The organism is Acuticoccus sediminis, assembly GCF_003258595.1.
Classification (GTDB): domain Bacteria; phylum Pseudomonadota; class Alphaproteobacteria; order Rhizobiales; family Amorphaceae; genus Acuticoccus; species Acuticoccus sediminis.
In genome coordinates this window covers 75,041-92,516 of sequence record NZ_QHHQ01000004.1, presented here as the reverse complement: position 1 = coordinate 92,516, position 17,476 = coordinate 75,041, and the positions used below count along the sequence as shown (strand labels likewise).

15 protein-coding genes and 1 tRNA gene are annotated in these 17,476 nt (G+C 68.7%); 4 read left to right on the top strand and 12 right to left on the bottom strand.

The genetic code is table 11. The features are described 5' to 3' along the window. Positions 1 to 98: 98 nt before the first annotated feature. Positions 99 to 1,025 (bottom strand): LysR family transcriptional regulator, encoded by a 927-nt coding sequence (locus DLJ53_RS18620; protein ID WP_111348029.1) that lies wholly within the window; start codon positions 1,023 to 1,025, stop codon positions 99 to 101. Between the two features lie 81 nt (positions 1,026 to 1,106). Between DLJ53_RS18620 and DLJ53_RS18615 the strand changes: the two genes are divergently transcribed. Beyond that, positions 1,107 to 1,991, top strand: a complete 885-nt coding sequence (locus DLJ53_RS18615) for an oxidoreductase (RefSeq protein ID WP_111348027.1) — start codon at positions 1,107 to 1,109, stop codon at positions 1,989 to 1,991. A gap of 15 nt (positions 1,992 to 2,006) precedes the next feature. Here the strand turns inward: DLJ53_RS18615 and DLJ53_RS18610 are convergent, their stop codons facing one another. The 4 genes from DLJ53_RS18610 to DLJ53_RS18595 form a co-directional block, all read right to left on the bottom strand. Further along, positions 2,007 to 3,326: a TRAP transporter large permease gene (locus tag DLJ53_RS18610; protein ID WP_111348025.1), complete on the bottom strand. Its 1,320-nt coding sequence runs from the start codon at positions 3,324 to 3,326 to the stop codon at positions 2,007 to 2,009. 4 nt (positions 3,327 to 3,330) lie between these two features. Then, entirely contained in the window at positions 3,331 to 3,825 is a 495-nt protein-coding gene (locus DLJ53_RS18605) for a TRAP transporter small permease subunit (protein WP_111348023.1), read from the bottom strand. An 85-nt stretch (positions 3,826 to 3,910) separates the two neighbouring features. Next, positions 3,911 to 4,978, bottom strand: a complete 1,068-nt coding sequence (locus DLJ53_RS18600; RefSeq protein ID WP_162409375.1) for a TRAP transporter substrate-binding protein — start codon at positions 4,976 to 4,978, stop codon at positions 3,911 to 3,913. 390 nt (positions 4,979 to 5,368) lie between these two features. Beyond that, positions 5,369 to 5,444: transfer RNA gene (locus DLJ53_RS18595), tRNA-Glu, on the bottom strand. Positions 5,445 to 5,566: 122 nt separating this feature from the next. Here DLJ53_RS18595 and DLJ53_RS18590 point away from each other — a divergent pair. Continuing rightward, positions 5,567 to 5,941: a DUF6152 family protein gene (locus tag DLJ53_RS18590; RefSeq protein ID WP_111348019.1), complete on the top strand. Its 375-nt coding sequence runs from the start codon at positions 5,567 to 5,569 to the stop codon at positions 5,939 to 5,941. 40 nt (positions 5,942 to 5,981) lie between these two features. Then, on the top strand, positions 5,982 to 6,446 hold the full coding sequence (locus DLJ53_RS18585) for a hypothetical protein (protein ID WP_111348017.1): 465 nt from the start codon (positions 5,982 to 5,984) through the stop codon (positions 6,444 to 6,446). Between the two features lie 152 nt (positions 6,447 to 6,598). Here the strand turns inward: DLJ53_RS18585 and DLJ53_RS18580 are convergent, their stop codons facing one another. Further along, positions 6,599 to 8,005 carry an efflux RND transporter periplasmic adaptor subunit gene (locus tag DLJ53_RS18580; protein WP_211100623.1) on the bottom strand — a complete coding sequence of 469 codons (1,407 nt, stop codon included), beginning with the start codon at positions 8,003 to 8,005 and terminating at the stop codon, positions 6,599 to 6,601. 198 nt (positions 8,006 to 8,203) lie between these two features. On the opposite strand from DLJ53_RS18580, the gene gpmI reads away from it, so the two are divergent. After that, entirely contained in the window at positions 8,204 to 9,724 is a 1,521-nt protein-coding gene (gpmI, locus tag DLJ53_RS18570) for a 2,3-bisphosphoglycerate-independent phosphoglycerate mutase (protein ID WP_111348013.1), read from the top strand. Positions 9,725 to 9,865: 141 nt separating this feature from the next. Here gpmI and DLJ53_RS18565 read toward each other — a convergent pair whose 3' ends face one another. Genes DLJ53_RS18565 through DLJ53_RS18540 form a run of 6 tightly spaced genes read right to left on the bottom strand, consistent with a single transcriptional unit; the run spans position 9,866 to position 17,405 of the window. Next, positions 9,866 to 11,683 carry an ATP-binding response regulator gene (locus DLJ53_RS18565; RefSeq protein WP_111348011.1) on the bottom strand — a complete coding sequence of 606 codons (1,818 nt, stop codon included), beginning with the start codon at positions 11,681 to 11,683 and terminating at the stop codon, positions 9,866 to 9,868. Positions 11,684 to 11,699: 16 nt separating this feature from the next. Next, positions 11,700 to 13,223, bottom strand: coding sequence for a circadian clock protein KaiC (gene kaiC / locus DLJ53_RS18560; RefSeq protein WP_202913232.1), 1,524 nt, complete (start codon positions 13,221 to 13,223; stop codon positions 11,700 to 11,702). A gap of 3 nt (positions 13,224 to 13,226) precedes the next feature. Continuing rightward, a complete protein-coding gene (gene kaiB / locus DLJ53_RS18555; RefSeq protein WP_111348009.1) occupies positions 13,227 to 13,520 on the bottom strand; it encodes a circadian clock protein KaiB in 294 nt (97 codons plus the stop codon). Then, a complete protein-coding gene (locus DLJ53_RS18550) occupies positions 13,520 to 14,296 on the bottom strand; it encodes a response regulator (RefSeq protein WP_162409373.1) in 777 nt (258 codons plus the stop codon). Before DLJ53_RS18550 ends, kaiB begins: the two co-directional genes overlap by 1 nt. Positions 14,297 to 14,328: 32 nt before the next feature. Further along, positions 14,329 to 14,775 (bottom strand): response regulator, encoded by a 447-nt coding sequence (locus DLJ53_RS18545; RefSeq protein ID WP_111348005.1) that lies wholly within the window; start codon positions 14,773 to 14,775, stop codon positions 14,329 to 14,331. Next, entirely contained in the window at positions 14,772 to 17,405 is a 2,634-nt protein-coding gene (locus DLJ53_RS18540; protein WP_111348003.1) for a PAS domain S-box protein, read from the bottom strand. Before DLJ53_RS18540 ends, DLJ53_RS18545 begins: the two co-directional genes overlap by 4 nt. Between the last annotated feature and the right edge of the window lie 71 nt (positions 17,406 to 17,476).

Sequence of the window (17,476 nt, the reverse complement as noted above, 5' to 3'; positions counted from 1 at the left end):
GCTAGGGTCGCGTCCGCGCCATCGCGATCTTGCTCCGGAATAGGTGCAAGAATCGTGCCAATGGGCGTTTTTGATGTCCGGAATGCGTGTTTTGGCCCTCAGGGCGGCTTCGGGGCGTCGGAACGCATGTCGGCGACCAGGTCCACGAACGCGCGGAGCGGGGCCGGCATGAAGCGCCGGCTCGAGAAGTAGAGCCGGGGTCCGTCGAACGTCGGCCACCAGTCGGGCAGGACCGGCTCGAGTTCCCCCGCCGCCAGATGCGGCTCCAGCCAGTTCGCGAACGCGTAGACGATGCCGAGGCCGGCGCACGCCGCATGGACCGCCGCCAGCGGCGCGCCCGTGCCGACGACGAGCCGCGCCTCGGGGTCGAGGACCAGTTCCTCCTCCCCACGGGCGAACTCCCACGTGGTCATCGCGCCGCTCTGGAACCGGGTCCTGATGCAGTCGTGACCGAAGAGGTCTCCCGGCTGCCCGGGCCGGCCGCGCGCGTCGAGATAGCGGGGCGAGGCGGCCGTACCGCTGCGCTGCAGGCGCGGGCCGATCGGCACCGCGATCATGTCCTGCGCGAGCGCCTCGCCGTAGCGGATCCCGGCGTCGCACTCCGCCGCGAGGACGTCGACAAAACGGTCGTCGACGGTGATCTCCATCCGCACATCCGGATACCGCGCGAGAAAGCGCTCGGCGATGGGCGGGAGGATGTCGAACATGACGGCGCCGGGAACGTTGAGGCGCAAGGTGCCGCGAACGTCGCCCGCCGCGCTCATCGCCGCCTCCACCGCCGCGTTGGTCTCGGCGAAGAGCGGCGCGATCCGGGCCGCGAGCAGCCGCCCCGCCTCGGTCGGCGCGACGCTGCGGGTCGTGCGGCTGAGGAGGCGCACGGCAAGACGCGCCTCCAGCCGCGAGACCGTCTCGCTCACCGTCGACGGGGACGCCCCGATCTGCCGCGCCGCGTCACGGAACCCGCCCGCCTGCAGCACCGCGAGGAACACCGCGAGATCGTCGAAGGAGGTGTGATTGTTCGCCATGCCGAACAGACTATTCGGAATTGGCCGGATTATCGATTCCCGGAGACGGGTCTACATCCCCTCTCGCAAAGGGAGACCAACATGACCGACGCCACTCACACCCGACCCGACGCCCGGCAGGCCGGTCGTTTCACCTTCCCCGGAACCGACATCAGCGTGAACCGGATGGGGTACGGCGCGATGCAGCTTGCCGGCCCCCACGTCTTCGGCCCGCCCGCCGACGAGGACGCCGCCCGCGCGGTGCTGAAGGAGGCGGTCGCCTGCGGGGTCGACCACATCGACACCAGCGACTTCTACGGGCCGTACGTGGTCAACCGCCTCATCGACGAGGCGCTCCGGCCGTACCCCGAGGCGCTCACGCTGGTCACCAAGGTGGGGGCGTTCCGGGACGAGAAGGGCGGCTGGCCGCTCGACCGCAGCCCGGAGGGACTGACCCGCGCCGTCCACGACAACCTCGACCACCTCGGCATCGACCGGATCGATGTGGTGAACCTGCGCATGGGCGGGCCGGAGGACGACGTGATCGAGCCTCTCGGCGTGCTGAAGCGCTTCCAGGACGAGGGCCGGATCGCCCACATCGGCCTCAGCAATGTGACCGCCGCGCAGGTCCGCGCCGGCCAGTCGGTGGTGCCGATCGTGTGCGTTCAGAACCAGTACAACGTCGTGTTCCGCGGCGACGACGCGCTGATCGACAGCCTCGCCGACGAGGGGATCGCCTATGTGCCGTTCTTCCCGCTGGGCGGCTTCACGCCGATCCAGTCGGCCGGTCTCGACGGTGTCGCCAGGGATCTCGGTGTGAGTGCCCAGCAGGTGGCGCTCGCGTGGCTCCTCCAGCGCAGCCCCAACGTCCTCGTCATCCCGGGGACGTCGTCCGTGGCGCACCTTCACGACAACATCGCCGCCGCTGCTCTCAGCCTGCCGGACGACGCGCTGACGACGTTGAACGGGCTGGCGACGGCGGGATAGGCGGGGGCGCCGGGATCAGCCGAGCATCGTGTTCGGCAGGAAGAGGACGATCTGCGGGAAGGCGATGAGGAGGATCAGGACGACGATGTCGCAGACGATGAAGGGCCACACGCCTGCGAACACCTCGTTCACCTTCACCTCGTCTCCCGCTGCGCCCGCAAGCGAGAAGGCGTTGAGGCCGACCGGCGGGGTGACGCCGGCGATCTCGTTCATCTTCATCGCGATCACGCAGAACCAGACCGGCTCGTAGCCGAGTTCCACGACGATGGGGAAGAGGATCGGCAAGGTCAGCGCGAACACCGCCGACTGCACCACCAGCATGCCCAGCACGAACCACGTCAGCAGGATCAGCGCCAGGATCACCCATGGCTCCACGTCCCACGTCTGCAGGAAGTTGGAGAGCTCGAAGGGGATGCGCGTCAGCCCCAGGAAGCGGCTGAAGAAGAGCGCGCCGATGATGATGAAGAACAGCGTCGCCGTGATCGACGCCGACTCCCGCAGCGCCCCCGCGAAGATCCGGAAGCGCCGCAGCGGGCCGTTGAGAAGGCCGAAGACGAGCGTGCCGAACGCGCCGATCGCGCCGGCCTCCGTCGCGGTGAAGAGCCCGCCGTAGAGGCCGCCGATGACGAGCCCGCCGAGGATCGCGATCTGCCACAGTCCGCCGAGCGCGGCGACGCGCTCGCGCGGGGTGACGGCGTGCTCCTCCTCCGAGATGGGGGCGAGGGCGGGGTTGGCCCTGGCGCGCAGGTACATCGACGCGGCGTAGATGCACGCCGTCAGAACGCCCGGCACCACACCCGCCATGAAGAGCCGTCCCACCGACACCTCGGTGAAGATCGAGAACAGGATGAACATGCCCGAGGGCGGGATCATCGAGGCGAAGGTCCCCGAGCAGGCGATCGATCCGAGCGCGAACTTCTTGTCGTACCCGTAGCGGCGCATTTCCGGGTAGGCGACGCGGCCGAAGACCGAGGCCGTCGCCAGCGAGGAGCCGCAGATGGTCGCGAAGGCGGCGCTGCCGAAGGATGTCGCGATGGCGAGCGAGCCGGGGATCCGGGCGGCGGCGCGGTTGATGGCGCGGTAGGCCCGCTCGGCGAAGCCGCTCGCGGCGGCGAACGCCCCCATCAGCACGAAGAGCGGCAGCACGGTGAAGGTGGGGGAGGCGATCGCCGTGTACATCGTCTCGCCGAGCAGCGAGAGACCGGCGTTCATGTTGAGGAGCGCCACGGTCCCGGTGAAGCCGACGAGGATGAACGCGAGCGCGATCGGCAGGCCCACGAAGAGAAGCGTCAGAAACGCGACGACGCCGATGACGCCGACCATCATGAAGTCCATCGGCTCAATCCCGTTCGCGCGTCGTGAAGAGGTCCTGCGCGGCGAGCACCGTGTGCAGGAGGAGCTGGGTGAGGTAGAGCGCCAGCGCCACGACCATGATGAACTTCACCGGCCACACCACCAGCGGCACCGGTCCGGCGACCGCCTGGCTGCGCTCGTAGGCGATCAGCGCGTTCTTGCCGACCGCGTAGAGGAGGATCGCCACGGTGACGCTGGAGAGGACCTGGACGAGGAACTCGCATGCCGCGCGGAGCCGCGGCGGCAGATGCTCGACGATGAAGTCCACCCGCACATGGCTGCGCACGGATTCGGCCTGCGGCAGGCCGAGGTAGACGATGGCGATCATCGTGAACATCGCCATCTCCGCGACGCCGTAGACCGGCTTTGACAGACCTCGGCTGATGAGGTCGACGATGAGAAACCCCATCACGAGGATGAGGAGCCACCCGCACAGCTCGGCCAGGAAGCCGATGACGGGCGTGAGGACGCGTTGCAGCATGTCGTCTCTTGGGGCGCGGGGACGGCGGGGATGGCCGCGCCGGGGCCCTGGGGCCCGCCGCGGCCGGCGACCGGTCGGGCCGGGCTCAGTTGCCCAGGCTGGCGCTGATCAGGCCCTTGAGCTTCTCGAGGGTCGCCTCGGGGTCGGTCGCGCCGGCGTCCTTGGCCTCGGAGATCCACGTCTCGCGGTTGGCGGCCACCTGCGGCAGGTTGGCGAAGGCGTCGGCCTCCTCGTCGGTCGCGAAGGTGACCTTGTAGCCGGCGTCCTTCTGCGCCTTCACGACCTCGTCGAACATCGCGCCGTACTTCTCGGCGAACTTCTTCTCGGCCGAGTCCCAGGCCTTGGCGAAGGCGTCCTTCTCCGCGTCCGAAAGACCCTCCCACTTCGCCTCGTTGATGGTGATGAGGAACGGGGTGGGCAGCCAGAGCTGGTTCATGATGAAGACGTTGGGCGCAACCTCGTCGAGGCTCGCGCGGTGGATGCCGTCGAGGTTGGTGAAAACCGAGTCGATCGCGCCGGTCTGAAGCGCCTGGTAGCACTCGCTCCACGGCACCGAGACGGGGGTCGCCCCGACCGCGTCGAGGAGGTTGAGGTACCAGCGGCTGGAGGCGCGGATCCTGAGGCCGTCGAAGCCTTCCAGCGAGCTGACGTCCTTGGTGAAGGTGCCGGCGAACGGCATCACGCCGTAGAGGTAGACGACCTTCACACCCTCCTCGGACAGCTCGTCGGCGAGGTCCGGGATGTCGCTGTAGGCGGAGCGGAAGACCGTCATGCGGTCCTCGTAGGAGACCGGCCCGCGCGGGAAGAGCATGAACGAGGAGTTCAGCAGCAGGCGGTTCGGGTAGTAGTTGATGTTGACGAAGCCCATGTCGGCGACGCCGTCGCGCACGCCGCCCAGGATCTCGCGCCCGTCCATCAGCGAGGAGCCCCAGTAGGGGACGACCTCGATCTCGCCGTTCGACTGCGCGGCCAGCTCCTCGATGAAGATCGTCTCGGCGATGCCGCGCAGGTTGTTGGGGGCTGTGTTGGTGGCGAACGTCAGCGTGGTGGCCTCGGCCCCGCCGGGAAGCAGCGTGGCGGAGGCCATCAGCGCGGCGGCCGCACCGATCGAGCGGACGGACCGCATGGCGATATGGATGGGGGTTGTTCTCATCCGCGGGGCTCCTTGCGTCATGGCGAGATGGACTCGTCGTGTCGGGATCGGCCGAAGGCGAGGGATTCGACCTCACCCTGCGGCGACCGGCACCTCCCGGTGTGCGGAGGTACCACCCGTCCCATAAGCATATTGTATGCCATCCATGAGTTTAACGCATTGATGGAGCGGCGGCGCAACCCCGGGGTGCGGGCGGACGTGTCGATCCGGGCATGCGGGACGGCATCGCGAAACGTGCGCGGGAGCCGGATTCGCGAGCGGATGCGGGGAGGGCTTGCGAGCACGGACCGTGCGCAAGACGGGTCCGAGGCGTCGTCGCGCGATAGAGGCGGATCACCGCGTCTGTCGTCGTGGCGAAGTCTGCGTGCCGGAGATCTTGGGGATATCGTCTGGCACGCCCTAGGGGACTCGAACCCCTGTTTCCGCCGTGAGAGGGCGGCGTCCTGGGCCACTAGACGAAGGGCGCGTGCTGTGGAGGCGTGATCTAGTCGGTTTCGACGCGTTCGCCAAGGGGAAAATTTGCCGCCGTTGGCAGAAAATCGAAAATCGCTACTTTCGAGGGGACCTTTCCACAGGGAGACACACGCCATGGCCTGTCTGACGCGCCGTCTCTTCACCGCTTCCCTCGTGCCGATCGTCCTCGCCCCGACCGCCGTTCTCGCCCATCACGGCTGGAGCTGGACCACGGGCGGCAACATCGAGCTCACCGGCGTCATCACGTCCGTCAAGCTCGGCAACCCCCACGGCGTCCTCACCGTGGACGCCGGCGGGGAGGTCTGGACCGTCGAGGTCGGCCAGCCCTGGCGCAACTCGCGGGCCGGCCTCAAGGACGGCGATCTCGCCGAGGGGGTCGAGGTCACCGTCCATGGCCAGCCCTCGGCGGAGCCGGACCACAGGCTGATGAAGGCGGAGCGGATCATCATCGCCGGGACGCTCTACGACCTTTACCCGGACCGCTCCTGACACCGGCGTTCCCCCGGACCGGGCTTGTAATGGTTGCGACATGACGGAGATCTGGGCGGCGCTCCAGTCGAGCGCGGTCGCCGAGTGGGCACGCACCGCGCGTTGGGGCTACGCCGCGCTGAACGGCGCGCACATCCTCGGGATCGCGCTGCTGGTCGGCGCGATGGTGCCGCTCAATCTGGTGCGGATGGGTGCCGTGCGCGCGCCCGCGGAGGCGGCGGGGCGGCTCCTCGTGCCGTTCGCCGGGGCGGGGCTCCTCCTGGCGGTCGGGACCGGTGCGGTGATGTTCGCGTCACGCGCCGGCGAATACGCGGCGCTTGGCGTGGTCCAGGCGAAGCTCACGCTGGTCGTGGCGGGTGCAGCCACGGCGCTGCTCCTCCATGCGCGCTACGGCCTCTACATGCAGCGCGCCGGGCGGGGGCGCACGGCCGTCCATGCCGCCATCTCGCTGGTGCTCTGGGTGGTGGTCCTGGCGCTCGGCCGCCTCATCGCTTTCGTCGGCTAGCGTCCCGCGGGTCCGGCGGAACGTGCCGCCGGAACGAAATCGCCCGGCGGGGCACGCCGGGCGATCGATCCCTGACGGGAAACTGTCGGGTTTCGAGAACCGGCACGCCCCGCTCGCGTCTCACCGAGCGGGGCGCGTGATTCCGCCGTCGGTCAGTTGGCCGACGTCTCCGGCTCCGGAGCGGACTTGGTCTGCTCGTTGGACGCGGTCTTTGCGGAGCCCTCGGTCGTGACGGCGGCGGAGCGCCCGCCGTCCGAGTCGCGCTTGACGTCCGCATCCGGCGCGTCCGGCGCGGCGGCGCCCGCCGGGGTGGCATCGGGGACGGCAGCCGCCGGACGCTCCTGCGGACGCACCTTCGCGCCCGGCCGGATGCGCTGCAGGCCGGCGACAACCATCCTGTCGCCGTCCTCAAGGCCGCCCGTCACGATCCAGGTGTTGCCGCGCGTGCCCGCGGTCTTGAGCTGGCGCTCCTCGATCACGTCGTCGCCGTTGACGATGTAGGCGATGGGCAGACCGCGGCGGTTGCGCGTCACGCCCTCCTGCGGGGCCAGGATGACGTTGTCCATCGTGCCCTGCGGCATCTGCACCTGGATGTACATGCCGGGCAGCAGGAGATGGTCCGGGTTGTCGAATTGCAGGCGCAGCGTCACCACGCCGGTGCTCTCGTTGACGTAGGGCTCGGCCGCCGTCAGCTCGCCGCGCTGCGAGTACTCCGTCCCGTCGGCCAGGATCAGCGCCACCGACGTGTCGGTGTCGTTGAGCCGGTCCTGCAGCCGCCCGCGACGGAACTCCAGGATCTCGGCCGCCGACTGCGTCACGTCGACGAGGACCGGGTCGATGTTGCGGATGACGGCGAGGGGGGAGGACTGCCCGGCCGTCACCAGAGCGCCCTGCGTCGTGATCGAGCGGCCGGCGACGCCCGAGAGCTGTGCCCGGATCGTCGTGCGGTCGAGGTCGATCTCCGCCTGCTGGAGCTCTGCCTGCGCGACCTGGAGGGCCGCGGAGGCGGTGTCGCGGGTGGCGATCGCTGCTTCGAGGGTCTGCTCGCTGGTGACGCCGCGCTTGCGCAGCTGCTCGTTACGCGTCGCGTCGTTGAGGGCCTGGTTGTAGGTGGCCTGGGCCTGCGCGACGGCTGCCTTCGCCGCCGCGACACGCGCCGCGTAGGTCGCCGGGTCGATCCGGTACAGCGGATCGCCGAGCGTCACGTCCGCGCCCTCGTCGTAGACGCGTTCGATGATGATCCCGTCGACCTGCGGCCGAACCTCGGCGACGCCGGATGCGACAACGCGCCCCGGCAGCAGCGAGGTGATGGTGATGTCCTGCGCCTCCATGGTGACATAGGTCACCGCGGGCGGCGGCGGCGCCTGCGGGGCCGGTGCAGCCTCGGCCTTCTTCTCCTCCGGGGCGGCCTTCTCCGCGGCCGGTGCCGCGGCGGGAGCCGACTCGGACGAGGCCTGGGACGACGACTCGGACGACGACTGGGACGCGCTGTTGTTGTTACGCGTTCCGCGCTGCGCGTCGGCGGTGCCGGCGGCCAGGATCGACACCGCCACTGCCATTGTGAGAATCCGCGGTGCAGACCGCAACATATGCGTCTCCGTGAGATGGGGGTTCGGCGCCGGACGGCGCCAGCATGATGCGTAGGTAGATGTGAAAGCGGAATTCTCCAAACCCGAGTGACTGCCATGTCGCCCGAAACGGGTAGCCGGTGGCTCCGCGTTGCCCTAATCGCTCACTGACAAACGCGTGGAGGAACGATGCCGACTCCGGTGATGCTGATGATTCTCGACGGGTGGGGCTGGAGCGATACGCGCGAAGCCAACGCCGTCCGTCTCGCCGATACGCCGAACTTCGACCGGCTCTATAGTGCCAATCCGCACGCCTTTTTGACCACCTGCGGGCCCGACGTCGGGCTCCCCGAAGGCCAGATGGGCAACTCGGAGGTGGGGCACCTCAACATCGGCGCCGGCCGCGTCGTGATGCAGGAGCTTCCCCGCATCGATCAGGCGATCAAATCTGGGGATTTCGCGAAGCGTCTCGCCGCGACGGGTCTTGCTGAGGCGGTCAAGGCGTCCGGCGGACGCTGCCACATCATGGGGCTGGTGTCCGACGGCGGCGTCCACAGCCACCAGCGCCACGCGATCGCCGTCGCGAAGACGCTCGCCGCGGAGGGCGTGCCGGCGGTGCTGCACGCCTTCACCGACGGGCGTGACACGGCGCCGACCTCCGCCGCCGGCTTCCTCGCCGAGGTGGAGGCGGAGCTGCCTGAGGGTATCGTCATCGCCACCGTCAGCGGCCGCTACTACGCGATGGACCGCGACAACCGCTGGGAACGCGTCGAGAAGGCCTACCGCGCGATCGCCGAAGGCGAGGGCGTGAAGGCCGCGAGCGCGGTCGAGGCGGTCGAGGCCGCGCAGAAGGACGGTAAGACGGACGAATTCATCCTGCCCGCGGTCATCGGCGACTATCAGGGGATCGCCGACGGCGATGCGCTGGTGTTCTTCAACTTCCGTTCCGACCGCGCGCGCGAGATCCTGATCGCCCTGACCGAGCCGGACTTCGACGGGTTCGACCGCGGCACGCCGCCGCTCTTCTCGGCGATGGTCGGCATGGTCTCCTACAGCACCGCGCTCGACACGCGGCTGAAGACGCTGTTCGAGCCGGAGGACCTGAAGGACGGCCTCGCCGAGACCGTTTCCCGGGCCGGCAAGCGGCAGATCCACCTCGCCGAGACGGAGAAGTACCCGCACGTGACCTACTTCCTGAACGGCGGCCGCGAGGCGCCCTTCGAGGGAGAGGAGCGCGTGATGGTCCCCTCGCCGAAGGTCGCGACCTACGACCTGAAGCCGGAGATGTCCGCCCCCGAGCTGACCGAGGAGGTGCTGAAGGCGATCGCGTCGGACAACTACGACCTGATTGTGGTGAACTTCGCCAACCCGGACATGGTGGGCCACACCGGCAGCCTCGAGGCGGCCATCAAGGCGGTCGAAACGGTCGACACCTCCCTCGGCCGGATCTCGGGCGCGCTCGCCGAGAAGGGCGGCTCGCTGATCTTCACCGCCGACCACGGCAACTGCGAGACGATGATCGACCCGAAGACCGGCGGCCCGCACACGGCCCACACCCTCAACAAGGTCCCGGTCGTCATGGTCTCCCCGCGCAAGGCGACGCTCCACGACGGTCGCCTCGCCGACCTCTCGCCGACGATCCTCGCGCTGATGGGGATCGAGCAGCCCGCCGTCATGACGGGCAAGTGCTTGGCGAAGTTCGCCGACTGAGGCCCGGGCCCTGCGGGGTCCGGAGGGCCGACTGGACCGATCGGGGCCGAGTGCGGCTTGCGCCAGGCCGGCTACGCGGGGCGGGGCCGATCGGCGCACGCCCCGCCCAATGCCGCCCAGGTCTGGCCGGGGCGCCGGCGTTCAGCGGTCGAGCATCCTGCGCACGGTGGCGATGAGGTCGGTGGGCGCGAAGGGCTTGAACAGGAACTCGTGCAGCGGGTTGTTCTCGGCCCGCAGGGCGTCGACGTTGTCGGCGTAGCCGGTGGCGAGGACGACTTTCATGTCCGGCCGGTTGCGCGCCAGCCAGCGGGCGAGCTCGACACCGCCCATCCGCGGCATCACCACGTCGCTGAGGACGAGGTGGATGGTCTCGCTGGCGTCGGTGAGGACGCGTGTCGCCTTCTCGCCGTCGTCCACGTGGATGGTGCGGAAGCCGCGCATCTGCAGCGCCTGCATGATCGAGCCCGCGACCGCGGCGTCGTCCTCCACCACCAGCACCGTCTCGTCGCCGACGATCTGCGGCAGCTCGGAATGCGACTCGAGGGTGGTGACCGCATCGAGGCTGCGCGGGATGAGGACGGAGAAGGAGCTGCCGACGCCGATCTCGCTGGTGACGACGATGTCGCCGCCCGCCTTCCGGGCGATGCCCTGGCAGATCGCGAGGCCGAGCCCGGTGCCGGTGCCGGCGACCTTGGTGGAGAAAAACGGCTCGAAGATCTTGGCGAGGTGGTCCGGCGCGATGCCGGTGCCGTTGTCCGACACGCGCACGCGCACGTACTGACCCGGGGCGAGGCTGCTCACCGTCTCGCCGAAGGTCTCGTTGGCGAGGTCCACCTGCACGCGCCCGCCGTGCGGCAGCGCGTGCTTGGCGTTGAAGGCGAGGTTCATCAGGATCTGGTCGAACTCGCTGGGGTCGATCCTGATGTTCCAGATCTCCTCGGCGGGGATGAAGACGAGCTCGATGTCCTTCGGGAAGCTGGGCCGAAGCATCGTGTAGCTCTTGATGAGGAGGTCGTTGGGGCGCACGACGACGGGCCGCGACGGCTGGCGGCGGGACATCGCGAGGAGCTGTCGGGTGAGGGTGCGCGCCCGCTCCGTCGCCGTCTCGATCCGCGACAGCATGAGCTGCTGCTCCTCGTCCTCGATGTCCTCCCGCAGGAACTCGAGGTTGCCCATGATGACGACGAGGAGGTTGTTGAAGTCGTGCGCGACGCCGCCGGCGAGGACGCCGATGGCCTCCATCTTCTGCGCCGCCCGCACCTGCTCGGCGAGGAGGCGGTTTTCCGTCACGTCGCGGATCGCGGCGAGGGTGGCGCGCTGGCCGCCCCACTCGATGTCGGCGACCTTCATCTCGCACGTGCGCGGCTTGTCGCCGGTGAGGACCTGGATCTCCGTCAGCCGTTCCCCGGACGAGAAGCCCAGCCACTCGCCGATGAGGTTGGAGCCTTCGTAGAGGAGCTCCTCGGCGGCCTTGTTGATGTAGCGCACGATCCCCCCGCCATCGACGACGATCATCGCGTCGGGGTTGGCGTCGAGGAGCTGGCGCACGCTGCGGTGCGCTTCCTGGGCGCGGTGCCGCTCGACCGCGTAGAGGATGCAGCGGGCGAGGAAGTTGGCGTCCGGCTCGTTCTTCCAGATGAAATCCTGCGCGCCCTCGGCAAGCACCCCGCCGCGCAGGCCGGGCGGATTGGCGCCGGAGACGACGACGATGGCGACGTCGTGATGCCTGGCGCGCAGCCGCTTCAGCGTGTCGAGACCCTGCGAGTCCGGCAGGTTGAGGTCGAGGACGACGGCGTCGATCTCCTCCTCGCCGAGCAGTCTCAACGCCTCCTGCAGGGAGCTGGCGGTGAGGATCTCGAACGTGACGTCGGCGCCTTCGAGGACAGCGGCGGTCAGCTCCGCGTCGGCCGGATTGTCCTCGACAAGGAGGAGACTCTTCGCCTCGTCATTCGGGTACACAGGGGGCCTGGTGTTCCTATCTCGAGCGATCAGCGGGGTTGAACATCGTTTCCATTCTCTCGGCCTCCGTCGTGAAGCTGTACGTCGGCATGCCCGAGAGGATGCCGTGCACGCCCTTGAAGGGGCCCTTGATCGACATGCCGTTGCCGTCGATCACGTACTCGCGGATCTCCTTCTCGTGCCAGGTGCCGCGCATCTTCAGGACCGTGAGGCCCCGGCGCATTTCGCCAAACAACTCAACGTAGCGCAAGAGGATAATGGAATCTGTGATTGTGGAGACATGGGTCTCCGTTACGGATTCGCCGCCAATCAGCATGGAAGTCGTGTTGGTAAACAGGCCGGTCATCTGCTGGTCTTTGATGAAGCCGGTGATGCCAATCACGAACTCGCGAAAGGATTTGACCGAGGAGACGCGCTCGAACGCCGATAGCGAGTCCACCGCGATGCGGGTCGGCTGGAACTCGCGGATGTCGCGCTTGATCTGGAGGAGGTGGTCCTCCAGGCCCATCACCTCCGGGTAGCGGCAGATGATCTTGAGGAGGCCCTCCGACTCGGCCTTGTCGAAGTCCGCGCCCCACGCCCTGGCGTTGCGGCCGAGCTGGTCGCGGCTCTCCTCCGCGCCGATGAGCAGGACGCGTTGGCCGGCGGTGATGGCGGCCTTCACGTACTCCGTCACCATCAGCGTCTTGCCGGTGCCGGTGGCGCCGGAGACGAGGATGATGGAGTCGCGGTAGATGCCGCCGCCGCACATCTCGTCGAGCTCCTTGACGCCCGAGGAGAGGCGCGTCTCCGACGAGGACTGCTGCAGGCTCGTCGCCGACAGCGGAAGCACGGTGACGCCGTCGCGGTCGTCGATGGTGAACGGGTACTCGCCCTTCTGGTGCGTCGCGCCGCGGAACTTCAGGATCTCGATGGTGCGGCGGCGCTTCTCCATGTCGAGGCGGTTGCGCATCAGGAGGACGTTGTCGGCGACGAACTCCTCGATCCCGAAGCGGCCGACCGCGCCCTCGTCGTCGACGCGCTCCAGGTTGATGATCGTCGTCACGCCGAGCTCGCGCAGGCCCGACAGGATCCGCTGCAGCTCGCGCCGGACGAGGAGCGAGTCGCTGAACTGCGGGAAGAGGGCGCCGACGGCGTCGAGGATCACGCGGTCGGCGTTGACGCGCCGCACCGCGCCCTCGATGCGGGCCATCAGGCCGGCCAGGTCGTGCCCGCCGGCCTCGACGACGCTCTCCGACGGGTCGGGGGCGGCGTCGACGATGGCGATCTTCTCGTCCTCGACCATCTGCTCCAGCGACCAGCCGAACGAGGCGACGTTGGCCATCATGTCCGCCGGCGTCTCCTCGAAGGTCACGAGGACGCCCGGCTGGTCGAAATATTTGACGCCGCTGTAGAGGAATTGGAGCGCGAGGACGGTCTTGCCGCTGCCGGCCGTCCCGGCGATTAGCGTCGACCGGCCCCGTGGCAGCCCGCCGTTGGAGATTTCGTCGAGACCGTCGATGCCGGTCGCGAGTTTGGTCAGTTCCTTGACGTGTGCCACGGTCTATTTGCCTGAAACGCTTGAATTCAAGGGAGAAACGTCCAGCCCGATGTAGACCTTCTCTCTGTCGCTGAGGTCGCCGATGATCTTGCGGACGGGCTCCGGAAGTTTGCGCACCAAGGTGGGAGTGGCCAGGATGCGGTCCTCCTCCGCCGCCGACGGGTCCTCGAGGACGTCGATGATCTCGACGTCGCACCGGCCCTTCAGCTCGCGGTCGCAGATCTCGTGGAGGTTGGCGATCGCCCGCTGGGAATAGGGCGTCCGGCCGGTGATGTAGAGGCGAAGACGATACCGCACTATATCCCCCAAGACAGGCGTCGGTGACCAATCCTGTAGTAATTGACCAGAAGGCCCATCATCTCGAGCGCGAAGAGGCGTCCTTCGACCACCATCATGCTGGTCTCTTTTTGTTTGTTTGTCATCGCAGTTTCTTCCAGTGCGGCGGCATGGAGGTCGATGATGTCCTTCGGGCCGGCCCCGAAGTCGCCGAGCCGGGTCACGAGGCGCTCCATGGCCTCCCGCGGATGGCTCGGGGCGGGCAGGGAGGCCATGATGTAGCGCTGCAGCAGCCGGGCGTAGCTGCCGACGCAGTCGTCGAACACCTCCGGTGCGCTGGTTTTCATCGGGCCGACCCCCATGGCGCGGGCGGTCACGGAGGTGCTGGAACCTTCGGAGGCGAGGACGCGGAAGCGTTCCAGCGTCTCGTTGAGGGTCCGCAACTCCGCCTCCCGTTTGCGGCTGATGGCGTAGCCGATGGAACGGTGCAGGGTGCGCGAGGTGAGGTCGTTCTTGAAGAGGTAGTCCTGTGCGCCGGCGGCGATCGCCTCGAGGGCGATGGCCTCGTCCTCGAACCCGGTGAGGATGATCACCGGCACGCTGGCAGCGGCGCGGCGGATCGAGGCGACGCTGTCGCCCGAGCGCTGGAGGTGGAGCAGAAGGCAGTCGAACGTCTCGGTGTCGAGCATGGCGAGGCCGTCCTCGACCCGGGATGCCTGGACGACGTCGAACGGCTCCAGCGGTCCGGTGGTCAGATACTCCCGCACCAGCTCCAGGTCGGCGGGATTCTGCTCCACATGCAGGACCCTGCGGGCGGGACTTTCCGACACTATTCCTTGGCCTCCGCAGCAGTGGGCAGCCGGACGACCGTAAACCAGAACGACTCGAGCGCGGCCACGATCTCCTGGAAAGACGAGAAATCCAAAGGCTTGTTCACGTAGCAGTTAGCCCCCAGGTCGTAACTTTCAACAATATCGATCTCGGCGGCCGAAGACGTCAAGACAACGACCGGAACCCGCTTGAGGCCCTCCGTCGATTTGATTTGTGCAAGGACATCCTTCCCCGAGAGCCGCGGGACGTTGAGGTCGAGGATGATGAGGTCCGGGCGCGGGCGGTCGGCAAAGGCGCCGCGCTGCATCAGGAAATCGAGCGCGGCGCTGCCGTCGGTCACAACTTCCAGATTTAAAAGGAGCTTTCGGTGCGAGAGGGCTTCGCGCGTCAGCTCGATGTCGGCGGGATTGTCCTCGAGGAGGAGGATCGTGATCGGGGTGGTCATGATCTCGCGGGCTCGGCTGCGCGCAGCGTAAATGAAAACCGTGTGCCTTCGCCCGGCGCGCTCTCGGCCCAGATGCGGCCGCCGTGCTGGTCGATGATGCGCTTGGCGATGGCGAGGCCGAGGCCGGTCCCCTCGTACTTGCCGCGCTCGTGCAGGCGCTGGAACATGTCGAAGATCCGGGCCGCGTCGCGGCTTTCGAAGCCGATGCCGTTGTCGCTCAACGTGAACTGCCAGAACTCACCCTGCCGTTCCGCGGCGAGGGTGATGTGCGGCGGGACATCGCTACGGAACTTGATCGAGTTGCTGAGGAGGTTCTGCAGGAGGCGCGTCAGCTGCTCGGCGTCGGCCATCACGGTGGGAAGGGGGCCGGCCTCGACGGTCGCCTCCGTCTCGCGGATCGTGCTCAGCAGCATGCGTTGCACGCGCTGCCAGACCGTCGCGACCTCCACCGGCTCCAGCGGCTTGGTGGACGCGCCGACGCGCGAGTAGTCGAGCAGGTCGTTGATCAGCGCCTGCATCCGCTTGGCGCCGTCGACGGCGAAGTGGATGTACTTGTCCGCCCGTTCGTCGAGCTGGCCCTTGTAGCGGTCGGCGAGGAGCTGGGTGAAGCTCGCCACCATGCGCAGCGGCTCCTGCAGGTCGTGCGAGGCGACGTAGGCGAACTGCATCAGGTCCTTGTTGGAGCGCTCAAGCTCCTGGGTGCGGGCGATGAGGTCGCGCTGCGCGGCGCGCTGGGCGGAGACGTCCACGATCGCCGCGAGGACGAGCGTGCCGGAGCGCGAGGGCACCGGCGTGAGGCCGACCTCGATGGGAAAGATCTCGCCTGACTTGCGGCGGCCGAACACCTCGCGGTCGTTGCCCATCGACCGGCGTTCCGGGCTCGCGAGGAAGGCCCGCATCAGCGACGCGTGCTCGCCGCGCACATCCTGCGGCACGAGGAGCTCCACCGGCTGGTCGATCAGCTCGTCCCTGGTGTAGCCGAACGCGGCTTCGGTCTGGGCGTTGACGAGCTTGATGCGGCCGTCCGGTCCGCACAGGACCTTGCCGGCGGGCGAATACTCGACCGAGACGCGGAACATCTCCTGGGCGATCCGTTCCGCCGTCATGTCGCGCGCGATGATCGACATGCCCATGATGGTGCCGTCCGGGGCGTGCACCGGGGAGGCGCGCAGGGCGATGTCGCACGTCGTCCCGTCGCGCCGCAGCCGGGTGATGTCGGCGACGCCGCCCTCGCTTTCGCCCATCGTGTCGTTGAGCCACGTGCGCACGGTGAAGGCCCCGTCCGGGGCGATCACGGCGTCGACGTCCCGGCCGATCGCGCTCTCGGCGGGGCACTCGAAGAGGTGGGCCGCCGCGGGGTTCCAGCGGGTGATCAGCCCGTCATGGTCGGTCGTCAGGATCGCGTCGCTGGAGCCGTTGACGATCGCCCCGTCGAAGCGCTCGCGTTCGATGTAGTCGTTGAGGGCGCGGGCGAGGACGCCGATCTCGCCGCCGCGGGTGACCGGCAGCGCGACCGGGCGGCCGGCGCTGGCGTCCTCCAGCCCGTGGGTCATCGCCACGATGGGCCGCATGATCGCCCGGCCGGCGAGGCCGACGGCGATGGCGGCGAGGAGGGCGGCGATCGCTCCCACGCCGGCGGCGGAGTTGCGGATCGCGGGGGCCGCGCGGGCGATGCGGCTCGGTGCCGAGAGGACGACCGTGAGCGGCGGACCCACCTGCGCGAGCGGCGCCTGCGCCCACGCGACCGCCCGCGTCGCCTCGCCGTCGGCCGAAACGAGGTCGCTTCCGGCCGCCACGGCCCCGACGGCGGCCGACAGGGCCGGCCGGTCTTCCGGAAAAAGGACGCGCGGGCCGCGGTCGAAGGCGAACTCCTTCGCCGGATCAGGGTGGAGCAGGTAGTCCCCCTCGGCGTTGACGAGGAAGAGGTCGCTCCCCGGCAGCACCGCGTCGCGCAGGATCCGGAAGTCCTGGCGCATGTCCACGTTGAGGACGAGGAGGCCGTACCGCTGCCCGTCCGGGCCGTCCATCGGCGCGGCGAAGCGCAGGACCGGCGTGAACGGCATGACGATCTCGCCGTGCTCGCGGTTGAGGTCGAGCGGCGAGATGTAGATCTCGCCCGGGTCGAGCGCCAGCGTGTTGGCGACGTAGGGGCGGGACTGCTTGGCCTGCAGTTCGGCGACGGGGACGATGCGCGGCGGCTCGTCGCCCTTCTGCCGGTCGACGCGGATGACCTCGTTGCCCTCCGCGTCGAGCAGGCGGAGCTGCAGGTACTCCGACTTCGCCGCGAGCTCGGCGAAGAAGAGGTTTTCGACGATGCGCCGCCAGGTGGCGGCGTCGAGATCGAGGCGGGCGTCGGTGCCGCTGCCCGTCGACGCGTCGATGAAGCCGGCGATGGCCCCCGACTTCGTCCTTGCGGCGAGGTCGGACCGATACCCCGTCGTCCTGCTGACGAGCTGGGTCGCGAGCTGGCGGGCGTCGCCCTCGAGGCGCAGCACACCCTGCGGGATCAGCGCCCGCTCGACCGCCCAGTACACGACCACGCCGACGGACGCCGACGTCAGCAGAACCAGCGTGACCATGGCGATGAGGAGTTGCCGGGTCAGCGAGAGCGACCTGAAGACCGTGACCAACCGCATCTCCGATGGCTGGGCGGGCGGGCCGGAGCCGGCACCGCCGCGTCTGGGTCGCGGGCGTCGAAGCG